The organism is Leptothrix mechoopdaensis (SeqCode) (assembly GCF_053893855.1).
In genome coordinates this window covers 241216-253406 of the sequence record NZ_CM132699.1, presented here as the reverse complement: position 1 = coordinate 253406, position 12191 = coordinate 241216, and the positions used below count along the sequence as shown (strand labels likewise).

The window sequence follows — 12191 nt, the reverse complement described above, 5'->3', positions numbered from 1 at the left end:
CGCGGCCGGAAGGACTCACGCCCGCGTCGTCTCGTCTGTCGTTGTCGGACCGGTGCCGCGAACCAGCGGAGCATCGGGTATGGTCTGCGGATGATGAAGCCCGCGCATCACATGCACCTGACACCACCGACCGCCACCCGCCCCGATCCGGACCTCGGCCCCCTTCTGGAGAGGCTCTCGAACCAGATTAGCACGGTGGTCGTCGGCAAGGCCGGGCAGATCCGCGACGGCATCGCCTGCCTGCTGGCGGGCGGTCATCTGCTGATCGAGGACCTCCCCGGCGTGGGCAAGACCACGCTCGCGCACGCCCTCGCGGTGTCGATGGGGCTGCGGTTCGCGCGGGTCCAGTTCACCGCCGACCTGATGCCCAGCGACCTGATCGGGGCCAGTGTGTTCGACCGCACCAGCGAAGGGTTTGTCTTCCATCAAGGCCCCCTGTTCACCCAGGTGCTGCTGGCCGACGAGATCAACCGCGCCGGCCCGCGCACCCAGAGCGCGCTGCTGGAGGCGATGGAGGAGCAGCAGGTCAGCGTCGACGGTGCCAGCCACCCGCTGCCGGCGCCGTTCTTCGTCATCGCCACGCAGAACCCGGCCGAGCAGCTGGGCACCTACCCCTTGCCCGAGAGCCAGCTCGACCGCTTCCTGATGTGCATCCACCTCGGCTACCCGGACCCGGCCGCCGAACGCGAGCTGCTGACCGGGGCCGATCGCCGCACCACCATCCGCCAGCTCGACGCGGTGCTGGACGGCGCCCGGGTGCAGGCGCTGCAGGCCGCCGTGCAGCAGGTTCACGCTGCGCCGGCCCTGCTGGACTACCTGCAGGCGCTGATCGCCGCGACCCGGTCGGGCGCCTGGTTCGTCAACGGCCTGTCGCCGCGCGCCGGCCTGGCCTGGCTGCGGGCCGCCCGGGCCCGTGCGCTGCTGGACGGCCGTGACCATGTCCTGCCCGACGACCTGCAGGCCATCGCGGTGCCGGTGCTGGCGCACCGCCTGCAGCCGCGGGCCGGCGCCGGACGCGGCCGTGCCGCGCAGGTGCGGGCGATGCTGGAGTCGGTGGAGCTGCGCTGATGGCCTGGCGGTCGCGCTGGCAAGGCTGGTGGGACGCCCGCCACCCGCGCAGCCCGTCGATCCGGCTGACGCAGCGCAACGTCTACATCCTGCCGACGTCGGCCGGCTGGACCTACGGCCTGCTGCTGCTCGCGCTGCTGCTGGGCTCGATCAACTACCAGCTCAACCTGGGCCATCTGCTGACCTTCCTGCTGGCCGGTGCCGGCGTGGTCGCGCTGCACGCCACCCACGCGACGATCCGCGGCCTGGTGATCGGCCCGGCGGGCGCGACGCGCCGGCAAGGCCATGTCGGCAGCGCGATCGAGCTGCCGCTGCGGCTGACCGACGACCAGCCGCGCAGCCTGCTGGCACGCGCCTTCTTCCTCGGCCGCCACGGCATCTCGCTGTGCTGGCGCGACGGTGAGCCGCTGGTGATCGACGGCCCGGAAACCGCTGCCGGGCAGGCGTCCGCCAGCAGCGAGGCCGCGCCCGCCTGGACGCCCCGACGGCGCGGCCCGCAGCCCTGGCCGACGCTGCAGGTCGAGGCCCGCTACCCCCTCGGCCTGCTGCGCGCCTGGTCGATCTGGCGGCCCGACGGCGAGCTGCTGGCCTGGCCCGCGCCCGAGCCCGATCCGCCGCCGCTGCCGGTCCTGGCGGACGACGACGGGAAGTCGCCCGCCCCGACGCCCGAACCTGCCCCCGAACCCGACGGGACGCCGCCGACGCCGCCCTGGCAGCGGCAGGCCAGCGACCTGCCCGAGCCTGACGGCGTGCGCCCGTGGCGCGACGGCGACCGGCCTTCCCAGGTGCTCTGGCGGCCTTCGGCCCGGTTGCTGGCGCACGGCGGCGAGCTGCTGGTGCGCGACCTGCGCCCGCCTCCCCCGCGTGGCCGTGTGCTGGGCTGGCGCCAGACCGCCGCGCTGGGTGCCGACACCGAAGCCCGCCTGTCGCGGCTGTGCGCCTGGGTGCTGATGGCCGAGGCGACCGGGCTGCGCTGGGCCCTGGTCCTGCCCGGCCTGCAGGTGCCAGAGGGCGAAGGGCCGGCGCACCGCCTGGCCTGCCTGGACGCGCTGGCCCGCGCCTTCCCGGTCGACCCGGGCGCCGTGCGATGACGGCGCGGTCCTGGCCCGGCCTGGCCGGCTTGCCACGCGAGCGACGCGACACGCTGTTCATGCTCGCCGTGCTGGCCTGGACGCTGGCGCCGCTGGCCGCGCACGTGCCGGCCTGGGCCTCGGTCGGTGCGGCCGGTGCGCTGCTGTGGCGGCTGGTCGTGACCTGGCGCGGCCATGCGCTGCCGCCGCGCTGGCTGCTGACGCTGCTGCTGATCGCCAGCGTCGGTGCAGTCGCGCTGACCTGGCGCAGCCTCGGCGGCAAGGACGCCGGGCTCGCGCTGCTGGTCGTCCTGGCCGCCTTGAAGACGCTGGAGCTGCGGGCCCGCCGCGACGCGCAGGTGCTGTTCTTCCTCGGCTTCTTCCTGGTGCTGTCGAACTTCCTGCACTCGCAGTCGCTGGCGATCGCGCTGGCGATGGGCGCGGCGGTCTGGGGCCTGCTGGCCGCGCTGCTGCTCTCGCACATGCCGGTCGGTCGACCGTCGCTCGGCCAGGTCGCCGGCAAGGCCGCCCGGCTGATGCTGACCGGCGCGCCGCTGGTCGCCGTGCTGTTCGTGTTCTTCCCGCGCATCGCGCCGCTGTGGGGCGTGCCGGGCGAAGCGGGCGGGCGCACCGGGCTGTCCAACGAGCTGCAGCTGGGCGACGTCGCCGAGCTGGCGCTGGACGACCGGCTGGCGCTGCGGGTCCAGTTCGACGGCCCGCCGCCGCCGCCCCAGGCGCTGTACTTCCGCGGTCCGGTGCTGAGCCAGCCGGACGGCGCGCGCTGGACCGTCCTGCCCTGGCGAACCGGTGCCGCGCTGCCCGACGGGCTGGATCCGCGCCGGCAGACCGAGCAGGTCCTGCCGTCCGACCTGCGTTACGTGATGACCGTCGAGCCGCTGCGCGTGGCGACGCTGCCGCTGCTGGAGAACGTGCTGGGCGTGCCCGAGCCGGTCGGCGGCGGCGAACCCGGCCTGCAACTGGTGCCCCATCCGGAAGGCAGCTGGTTCGCCAGCCAGCCGCTGACCGATCGCCTGCAGGTCCGCGCGGCGGCGCGGCGCGACGCCCGCGCGCCCGGCCTGCCGGAAGACCTGATGAACGGCGTGCTGTCGAACTGGATCGCCCTGCCCGACGGCCTGCACCCGCGCACCCGCGCCTGGGCAGCCGACCTGGCCCGTCAACCGGCCATCGCCGACGCGCCCGGTCCGGCACGCCGCGCCGACGTGATCGCGGTGGCGCTGATCGCCCACATCCGCCAGGCCGGCTACGCCTACACGCTCAGTCCCGGTGACCTGGGCGGTCAGCCGCTGGACGCCTTCTGGCTCGACACCCGGGCCGGCTTCTGCGAGCACTACGCCACCGCCTTCGTCGTCGTGATGCGCAGCCTGGGCGTGCCGGCACGCATCGTCACCGGCTATCAGGGCGGCACCGTCAACCCGATCGACGGCGTGCTGGAGGTGCGCCAGAGCGACGCCCACGCCTGGGCCGAGTACTGGCGGGCCGGCGACGGCTGGGTGAAGGTCGACCCGACGGCGGCGATCGCGCCCGAGCGCGTCCGCGGCAACCAGCGCCTGGTCGCCCCGCGCGGCCTGGTTGCCGGGGCGCTGGCCAATGTCGATCCGGCGCTGCTGGAGCGCATGCGGGCGGTCTGGAGCGCGCTGGACCACCGCTGGAACCAGTGGGTGCTGGGCCACGGCCGGCAACGCCAGCTCGACCTGCTGCGCAGCCTCGGCTGGGCCGACGCCGACCTGGTCGGCCTGGGACGCGGGCTGGCGATGGCACTGACGCTGCTGGCCACGCTGGGCGCCATGCTGGCCGCCTGGCAGGCCCGCCACCCGCGCGTGCGGGACCCGTGGCTGCGCGGCTGGCAGTCGCTGCGACGTGACCTGGCCCGGCGTGGCATCGCCAGTGCCGCGAACGACACGCCCCGCACGCTGGCCGACCGCCTGGACGACCCCGCCGCAGCCAGCGCCGTGCGGGCGCTCGAACGGCTGCGCTACCACCCCGACGGCGCGCACGACGGCGCCCGGTCGATCGACGAGCGGTTTGCAGAGGCGCGGCGGGCGGTTCGGCAGATGGCTTCGACCCGCTAGCACGCTGGTCCTATCGCCTCGATGACCGATCAAGGTTGACCGCTAGCGGTCATATGCCAGCCGCCCAAGGCTGGATAAGGTAGCCGTCCGCTGCGGCCTGGCTTGTGTCCAGCCCGCCCAGCCAACAGGACGCCGACATGCCAGATCACCGATACCCGCTCCGCGCGGGTCAGCCTTTTCCGACCACCAGAACCCGTGCGACGCCCCCGGAACGGGACTTGACGGACCTGCTGGCGATCATCGATCAGTTGTCGGAACGACTCCACGAGATCGAATCGCACACCCTGCCGGTACCTGCCGAATCGAGACCCGAGAATCGCACGGCACGCCCGGATCGCTGGACCGGTTTCTGGTATCGCGCCAAGCTGGGTTTCTACAAGGCGCTGCGAAATCGGCGCGGCGCCATCAAGTACAAGTACATGCTGGCCAGCCTGAATCGCCCGATCGGGAATGCCGGGAAAATCGGTATCCTGAGTCCGCCGCATACCGCGTTCGTCGCCCGGGCGATCGAGCGTGTCCTCGCCGCGGCCGGCCTGGAGGCCGTGGCGATCGACCCTGCGGAACATCCGGTATTCGATCTCGGGCTCTACATCGTGCTCTGCCCCCAGGTTTTCCTGCATCTGCCGCCGGGCGACAAGATGGTGATCTTCCAGTTCGAGCAATGCCAGGCGCCGCTGTGGCAGGACGAGCGTTATCTGAAACTCCTGCGATCGGCGCGGGCCGTCCTGGATTATTCGACCGACAACCTCGCGAAACTGGCAGAACGCGGCATCGAATACCCGAAGACCTTTCATGTCGGTGTCCAGGCTCAGGGCCAGCACCGGGTCGACATCGACCTCTCGGGGCCGGACGAGGAACCGATCGACGTGCTGTTCTACGGCGCGATGAACGACGTGCGCCGGCACGTCCTGTCCGAGGTGGCGCGCCAGATCCCGATCCGCATCGAGACGAACCTGTTCGGCGAGGCGCTGCATGCACTGCTGCGCCGCACGCGGGTGGTCCTGAACATCCACTATTACGAGGACGCGCCGCTGGAGACCACCCGGATCCACGAATGCCTGTCGTTTGGCGCCCAGGTGGTGTCGGAGACCTGCGCCGACCAGATCGAACACGGGCATCTGGCCGAATGGGTCGGTTTTGTCGAACTGGGGAATGTCGAGGCGATGGTCGCGGCGATCCGCGAACGTCTGGCGCGACCGCAACCGGACCCCACGCCCCTGCTGGAGGCCTGTGACACGAAATTCCGCTACCAGTTCGGCCGGTTCCTGCTGGCCCAGCAACTGATCGACGAACGGAAGTTCCAGGAACTGACGCTCGATTGGCAGATTCCCTCGGACACCATCTGCCTGTCCTTGCCGGAATCGGTCGATCGGCACCGTCTGGTGCGCCACAAGACGCCACTCGGTGCACGCATCTTCGAGGGCCTGCGCCAGCCGCTGGGCTGGCAAGGCTGCGCGCTGAGCTACAAGTTTCTCTGCCGCAAGGCGCTCGAACAGGATCTGCCCGACCTGCTGGTGTTTGAGGACGATGCCGTCCTGAACCCGGAAACCGAACGCCGGCTGAAAAGCATCCGCCGCATGCTGGGGCATCGCCAGGGTGATTGGGACATTTTCGCCGCCCTGATTGCCGACCTGCATCAGGACACCCGCGTGCTTCATGTCGAGGAATATGAAGGCAGGACCCTGGTGACGATCGACCGCATGACCAGCATGGTCTGCAACATCTACGGACGGCGCGCCATGGACATCATCAGTCGCTGGAAGATCGGCAACCGATCGATACACCGCAACACCATCGACCGGTATCTCGAACAGTATCCCGGGCTGCGCGTCGTGACCACCCTGCCATTCCTGGCCGGACACCGTTCGGAAAGTCAGTCGACGCTCTGGGGCATCCAGAACAGCCAATACGACCCGATGATTGCGGCCAGCCAGCAACGCCTGCAGGACAAGGTCGACGACTTCCTGCGGGCGCGTGCGGCGCGGCCGCTGCAACGGCTGGCGGCCTGAAACCCGGCAGGCAGCGCTGGGCATAATCGCCGGTCGGCCAGTCTCGGGGCGCCCCCTCGATGGCCGGTGCGCCGAAACCGGTCGCATCGAGACCGCCGATTGCCCCCACGCCCCCATGAACCACAAGAAGACCGCCGCCCGCCTCATCAGCTACCTGGCTCCGCACAAGGTCGAGTTCCTCGGCGGCGTCGCCTGCTTCTTCATCTCGGCGTCCTTCGAACCGGCGATCCCGGCGCTGCTGAAGGAACTGCTGGACCGCGGCTTCAACGGCAACAGCCCCATGCCGGTCTGGCTGCTGCCGCTGATCGTCATCGGCCTGTTCGTGGTGCGCGGCCTGCTGTCCTTCGTCGGCACCTACCTGTTCGGGTCATCGACCTCGAAGGCGGTGTTCTCGCTGCGCAACGACCTGCTGCGGGCGGTGGTGGGCGCCGATGCCAGCCTCTACAACTCGCTGAGTCCGGGGGTGGCCGCCTCGCGCGTCATCAACGACCCGAACTCGACGATGGCGTCGCTGTCGGGCGCCGTCATCACCGTGCTGCGCGACGGCACCACGCTGATCGCGATGCTGGGCTACCTGTTCTATCTGAACTGGAAGCTCACGCTGATCACCTTCGTGATCGCGCCGGCGCTGGCCTACGTCGTGCGCACGGTCCAGCGTCGGGTGCTGCGGCTGGGCGCCGAGGCCTATGGATCGCAGATCCGCCTGATCGGCATCGTCGACGACATCATCCGGGCCTGGCGCGTCGTGCGCACCTTCGATGCCGGCGAGTTCGAGCAGAAGCGCTTCCGCCAGGAGGCCCAGCATTTCCGGCGCATGACGCTCAAGAGCATCGCCGCCGGCGCCACGATGACGCCGCTGACGCAGACGGTGTCGAGCCTCGGTGTCGCACTGATCCTGACGCTGGCGCTGGTCGAGGCCAACCAGGGCAACGCCACGGTGGGTGACTTCATCGCCTTCATCACGGCGATGCTGATGACGATCTCGCCGATGAAGCACCTGACGGACGTGACCCAGCCGATCATCGGCGGCCTGATCGGCGCCAAGGCCTGTTTCGACCTGATGGACACGCCGCCCGAGCCCGACCACGGCACCCGCGTGCTGCCCGAGCGCCCGAACGGCGAACTGCGCTTCGATCAGGTCACCGTTCGCTACCCGGGCAGCGAGCAGTCCGCGCTGGCGAGCCTGGACCTGCACATCCGGCCGGGCCAGACCATCGCGCTGGTCGGGCCTTCGGGGTCGGGCAAGACGACGGTCATCAACACGCTGCTGGGCTTCGTTGCCCCGACCGAGGGTCAGGTGTCGTTCGACGGGCTGGACCTGAAGGACATCCGCAAGGCCTCGCTGCGGCGGCAGTTCGCGGTGGTGTCGCAAGACATCGTGCTGTTCGACGGCTCGATCGCCGACAACGTCGCCTACGTGCTGCCAAAAGACCCCGCCCGGATCGAGCAGTGCCTGCGCGCGGCCAACCTGTGGGGCCACGTCGAGCGCATGCCCGAGGGCGTCGAGACGACGGTCGGGACCAACGGCAGCCGGCTGTCCGGCGGCCAGCGCCAGCGCCTGGCGATTGCCCGCGCGCTCTACAAGGACGCGCGGATCTGGGTGTTCGACGAGGCCACCTCGGCGCTGGACTCCGAGTCCGAGCGGGCGGTGCAGCAGTCGATCGAGCAGCTGCAGGGCGAGAAGACCATCATCCTGATCGCGCACCGGCTGAGCACCGTGCGCAACGCCGACTGCATCTACGTGATGGGCGACGGCCGCGTGCTGGAAGCCGGCACGCACGAGGAGCTGATGGCCGGCGACCGGCTCTACGCCAGCATGGTGAAGGCCCAGGCGATCACCTGAGCCGGTGAGCCGGTGAGCCAGTGAGCCATCGGGGCCGCCCGGCCCCGATGCGTCAGCCGCGCAGCTTGTGCGTGTCGGCGGCCAGCTGGGTGATGCGGGCCCAGTCGCCCGACTTGACCGCGTCGGCCGGCGTCAGCCAGGAGCCGCCGCAGACCTTGACGTTGGGCAGCGACAGGAACTGCGGCGCGGTCTCCAGCGTGATGCCGCCGGTGGGGCAGAACACGACGTCGTGGAACGGGCTGGCAAAGGCCTTCAGCAGGTTGACGCCGCCGACCGCCGTGGCCGGGAACAGCTTCAGGAAGCGGTAGCCGTCGGCGTTGGCCATCATGACCTCGCTGGCGGTCGACACGCCCGGCAGCAGCGGCAGGCCGATGTCGAGGCAGGCGCGGCCGATCTCGGCGGTGTAGCCCGGGCTGACCGCGAACTGGCAGCCGGCGTCCTTGGCCGCCTTCGCGTCGGCGATCGAACGCACCGTGCCGGCGCCCACGATGGCATCGGGCACCTCGGCAATCATGGCCTTGATGCAGTCGAGCGCGGCGGGCGTGCGCAGCGTCACCTCCAGCACCTTGACGCCACCGGCGACCAGCGCGCGGGCCAGCGGCACGGCGTCCTCGACGCGGTCGATGACGATGACGGGGATGACGGGGCCGTGCTGGACCAGATCGAGCGTGTTCATGCGGAGCTTCCTGTGGATGCGGGGAATGCCGTGGATCGAAGACGAGACAAGCGACAGAGGCGTGCGGGCTCAGAGCCAGGAAATCGCGCCCTCTTCGGCCGTGGCGACGTTGCGGCGCATGCCGGCGAACAGCTCGCGGCCCAGGCCGTGGCCGGCGTCGTCGGCCAGCGCGTCCGAACGGGTCTCGATCTCGCGGGCGGCCCAGGTGGCGGCATCGACCCGCGCATCGAGCGTGCCGGCGACCGCGTCGACCCGCACCACGTCACCGGTGCGGACCTTGCCGAGCGGACCGCCGCCGAGCACCTCTGGGCTGACGTGGATGGCGGCCGGCACCTTGCCCGATGCGCCGCTCATGCGGCCGTCGGTGACCAGCGCGACGCGGAAGCCGCGGTCCTGCAGCACCGCCAGCGGCGGCGTCAGCTTGTGCAGCTCGGGCATGCCGTTGGCCTTGGGGCCCTGGAAGCGCACGACGGCGACGAAGTCGCGTTCCAGCTCGCCCTTCTTGAAGGCGACGTGCAGGGCGTCCTGGCTGTCGAACACGATCGCCGGCGCCTCGATCACATGGCGGTCCTCGGGGACCGCGCTGACCTTCATGACGCCGCGGCCCAGGTTGCCCTGCAGCAGCTTGAGACCGCCGGTCGCGCTGAACGGCGCGGTGGCCTTGCGCACGATCGTCTCGTCGCCCGACTCGGCCGGCAGCGGTGCCCAGGCCAGCGCGCCGTCGGCGGCCATCGCCGGCAGCGTGCCGTAGGCGGCCATGCCACCGTCGGCCACCGTCATGACGTCGCCGTGCAGGCAGCCGCTGTCGAGCAGCTCGCGCAGCACGAAGCCGGGGCCGCCGGCCGCCTGGAACTGGTTCACGTCGGCCTTGCCGTTCGGGTAGACACGGGCCAGCAGCGGCACGTGGGCGGACAGGTCGGAGAAGTCGGTCCAGTCGATCAGGATGCCGGCCGAACGGGCCACGGCGACCCAGTGGATCAGGTGGTTGGTCGAGCCGCCGGTGGCCAGCAGGGCGATCATGGCGTTGACGATGCAGCGCTCGTCGACCAGCTCGCCGATGGGGGTGTAGCGCTGGCCCTTGCGCAGCTTCAGGACCTGGCGGACGGCTTCGCGGGTCAGCTGCTCGCGCAGATCGGCGTGCGGGTGCACGAAGGCCGAACCGGGCACATGCAGGCCCATGGCTTCCAGCAGCATCTGGTTGCTGTTGGCGGTGCCGTAGAAGGTGCAGGTGCCGGCGCCGTGGTAGGCGGCCGACTCGGCCTCGAGCAGCTTGTCGCGGCCGACCAGGCCTTGCGCGAACTGCTCGCGGACCTTGGACTTGTCGCTGTTGGACAGGCCCGTGCTCATCGGACCGGCCGGCACGAACACGCAGGGCAGATGGCCGAAGTGCAGCGCGCCGATCAGCAGGCCGGGCACGATCTTGTCGCACACGCCCAGCAGCAGCGCGGCATCGAACACGTCGTGCGTCAGGCCGACGGCGGTGGCCATCGCGATGGTGTCGCGCGAGAACAGGCTCAGCTCCATGCCGGGCAGGCCCTGGGTCACGCCGTCGCACATGGCCGGCACGCCGCCGGCGACCTGCACGGTGGCGCCGAGCTTCCGGGCCTCGTCGCGGATCACGGCCGGGAAGCCCTCGTAGGGCTGGTGGGCCGACAGCATGTCGTTGTAGGCGGTGATGACGCCGATGTTGGGCGCCTTCTCGGCCACGACGCGGAACTTGTCCGAACTGGGCAGCGCGGCGAAGGCGTGCGCCACGTTGGCGCAGCCCATGCGGTCGGCGCCGCGGTCGCGCTGGGCGATCGCGCGGGTGCGGGCGAGGTAGGCCTCGCGGGTGACACGGCTGCGCTCGCGGATGCGCGCGGTGATGTCGCTGATGGGCGCAATGACGGAGGACTTCATCGGTGGCTGGCGGCTGGAAACGGGGCGGAGGGACCCGGGCTCGGTGGGGCATCCGGGCATGAAACCGACCGGTCGATTAGAACGAAACTAAGTTACAGCGTCAAATCAAGGGTCGCCCGAAAGGTCTCCGGCGACACTGCCGGCATGAGCACGCGAGACACCCCGCCGACCCGTGCCATGCCCGGCCGGGCACAGGTCTGGAAGCAGGTCCGGGCCCGTCTGGACGAAGGTCATGGCTTCTGGGTCTTCGCCTACGGATCGCTGATCTGGAAGCCGGCCTTCGAGCCGCTGCAGGCACTGCCGGCGCGGGTCTGGGGCCACCACCGCGCGCTGCGCATGCGTTCGCTGCGCGACCGCGGCACGCCGCAGCGGCCCGGGCTGGTGTTCGCGCTGCTGCCCGGCGGCTCGTGCGCCGGCGTGGTCCAGCGGGTGCCCGACGGACAGGCCGAGGCGGTCTTCGAGGCGCTCTGGCTGCGCGAGATGGAAGCGAGCCCCTACCGGCCGCACTGGCTGCGCGCGCAGACGGCCGAAGGCCCGGTCATCGCCCTCGGCTTCACCTTGCCGGGCCGCAGCGACCGGCATGCCCGCGACCTTGGCGAGGCCGAGCTGATCGACATCCTGCGGCATGCCCGCGGTCGCCACGGCAGCACGCTGGACTACCTGCTCGACACCGCCCGCGCGCTGCAGCGCCACGGCATCCGCGACCCGCAGGTGCAGGCGCTGGTGGCGCTGGCGCGACGTCACGGGCTGCAGGCGCCGCCCGGCAGCGGCGACACGGACCGCTGAGCGCGGCGACGGCCGTCGAGGCGTCAGACCTTGTCGTGTCAGACGTCCGCGGCCGGTTCGCCCTGCAAGGCGCGGGCGGCCTCCAGGTCACGGCGGGTGTCGATGTCGACCAGCACGCCCGGGTCGTCGACATCGACACCGTGGGCCGGATAGCGCGCCACGAGGCGACGCGCGCCCTCGTCGCCGGTCAGGCTGATCAGCTCGGTGAACAGTTCGGCCGAGAAGCCGACCGGATGTCCGCGACGGCCGCGATGCTGCGGGTAGACGACCGGGTACTGGCTCATCGCCTGAGCCACCTTGCGCAAGGTGCCGGGGCGCAGCAGCGGCATGTCGGCCGGCAGGATCAGCCAGCCGCGCGAATGGGCCCGGGCGGCGACGCCGCTGGCGATCGTGTAGCCCATGCCCAGGGGTTCACCGGTGTAGGAACCCACCGGCGGCAGCAGCACGATGTCGCGTGCGGCGATCACCTGCTGGGCCAGTGCCACCAGCGGTGCCGTGGTCACCAGGACCAGCGGCAGGCCGCTGGCGACGACGCTCTCGAGCGTGGTCTCCAGCACCGTGCTGGCGCCGAAGGGCTGGGCCAGCTTGTGACCTTCGCCGTCGAAGCGCTGGCCACGTCCGGCGCCCACGATGACGACGGTGGGCTCGTTGCGGTCGCTGCTCATGTTGTCTTGTCGCCATGCCCGGCGAGACCTGTTGCGGTTCGGCGCCGGGCACACACGGCCTTCCCTGGTGCGTGTGGTCATGCAG

Annotated in this window: 9 protein-coding genes; 6 read left to right on the top strand and 3 right to left on the bottom strand. The window is 71.0% G+C overall.

All coding sequences use genetic code 11. The annotated features are described in order from the left end of the window. Positions 1-111: 111 nt before the first annotated feature. From ACWA7K_RS01160 to msbA, 5 genes are all read left to right on the top strand, one after another. Positions 112-1068, top strand: a complete 957-nt coding sequence (locus tag ACWA7K_RS01160; protein WP_456164830.1) for an AAA family ATPase — start codon at positions 112-114, stop codon at positions 1066-1068. After that, complete coding sequence (locus ACWA7K_RS01155; protein ID WP_456164828.1) at positions 1068-2159, top strand: DUF58 domain-containing protein; 1092 nt, start codon at positions 1068-1070, stop codon at positions 2157-2159. The genes ACWA7K_RS01160 and ACWA7K_RS01155 overlap by 1 nt, the downstream gene beginning before the upstream one ends. Beyond that, the gene (locus ACWA7K_RS01150; RefSeq protein ID WP_456210295.1) at positions 2156-4228 is read left to right on the top strand and encodes a transglutaminase family protein; all 2073 of its coding nucleotides are present in this window, start codon (positions 2156-2158) and stop codon (positions 4226-4228) included. Before ACWA7K_RS01155 ends, ACWA7K_RS01150 begins: the two co-directional genes overlap by 4 nt. Positions 4229-4446: 218 nt before the next feature. Beyond that, on the top strand, positions 4447-6237 hold the full coding sequence (locus ACWA7K_RS01145) for a hypothetical protein (protein ID WP_456164824.1): 1791 nt from the start codon (positions 4447-4449) through the stop codon (positions 6235-6237). 115 nt (positions 6238-6352) lie between these two features. Continuing rightward, a complete protein-coding gene (gene msbA, locus ACWA7K_RS01140) occupies positions 6353-8080 on the top strand; it encodes a lipid A export permease/ATP-binding protein MsbA (RefSeq protein ID WP_456164822.1) in 1728 nt (575 codons plus the stop codon). A gap of 52 nt (positions 8081-8132) precedes the next feature. Here msbA and eda read toward each other — a convergent pair whose 3' ends face one another. Beyond that, a complete protein-coding gene (gene eda / locus ACWA7K_RS01135) occupies positions 8133-8756 on the bottom strand; it encodes a bifunctional 4-hydroxy-2-oxoglutarate aldolase/2-dehydro-3-deoxy-phosphogluconate aldolase (protein ID WP_456164820.1) in 624 nt (207 codons plus the stop codon). A gap of 69 nt (positions 8757-8825) precedes the next feature. Further along, complete coding sequence (gene edd, locus ACWA7K_RS01130; protein ID WP_456164818.1) at positions 8826-10655, bottom strand: phosphogluconate dehydratase; 1830 nt, start codon at positions 10653-10655, stop codon at positions 8826-8828. 144 nt (positions 10656-10799) lie between these two features. Here edd and ACWA7K_RS01125 point away from each other — a divergent pair, with 144 nt between their 5' ends. After that, complete coding sequence (locus ACWA7K_RS01125) at positions 10800-11441, top strand: gamma-glutamylcyclotransferase (RefSeq protein ID WP_456164816.1); 642 nt, start codon at positions 10800-10802, stop codon at positions 11439-11441. A gap of 38 nt (positions 11442-11479) precedes the next feature. On the opposite strand, the gene ACWA7K_RS01120 is transcribed toward ACWA7K_RS01125, so the two are convergent. Beyond that, positions 11480-12106 carry a nucleotidyltransferase family protein gene (locus ACWA7K_RS01120; protein ID WP_456164814.1) on the bottom strand — a complete coding sequence of 209 codons (627 nt, stop codon included), beginning with the start codon at positions 12104-12106 and terminating at the stop codon, positions 11480-11482. Positions 12107-12191: the final 85 nt, after the last annotated feature.

What these genes read in the sequence shown, in the direction of transcription:
- ACWA7K_RS01150 (WP_456210295.1), top strand. Translation starts at nt 2,156, where the DNA reads ATGACGGCGCGGTCCTGGCCCGGCCTGGCCGGCTTGCCACGCGAGCGA.
- msbA (WP_456164822.1), top strand. Translation starts at nt 6,353, where the DNA reads ATGAACCACAAGAAGACCGCCGCCCGCCTCATCAGCTACCTGGCTCCG.
- eda (WP_456164820.1), bottom strand. Translation starts at nt 8,756, where the DNA reads ATGAACACGCTCGATCTGGTCCAGCACGGCCCCGTCATCCCCGTCATC.
- ACWA7K_RS01125 (WP_456164816.1), top strand. Translation starts at nt 10,800, where the DNA reads ATGAGCACGCGAGACACCCCGCCGACCCGTGCCATGCCCGGCCGGGCA.
- ACWA7K_RS01160 (WP_456164830.1), top strand. Translation starts at nt 112, where the DNA reads ATGCACCTGACACCACCGACCGCCACCCGCCCCGATCCGGACCTCGGC.
- ACWA7K_RS01155 (WP_456164828.1), top strand. Translation starts at nt 1,068, where the DNA reads ATGGCCTGGCGGTCGCGCTGGCAAGGCTGGTGGGACGCCCGCCACCCG.
- ACWA7K_RS01120 (WP_456164814.1), bottom strand. Translation starts at nt 12,106, where the DNA reads ATGAGCAGCGACCGCAACGAGCCCACCGTCGTCATCGTGGGCGCCGGA.
- edd (WP_456164818.1), bottom strand. Translation starts at nt 10,655, where the DNA reads ATGAAGTCCTCCGTCATTGCGCCCATCAGCGACATCACCGCGCGCATC.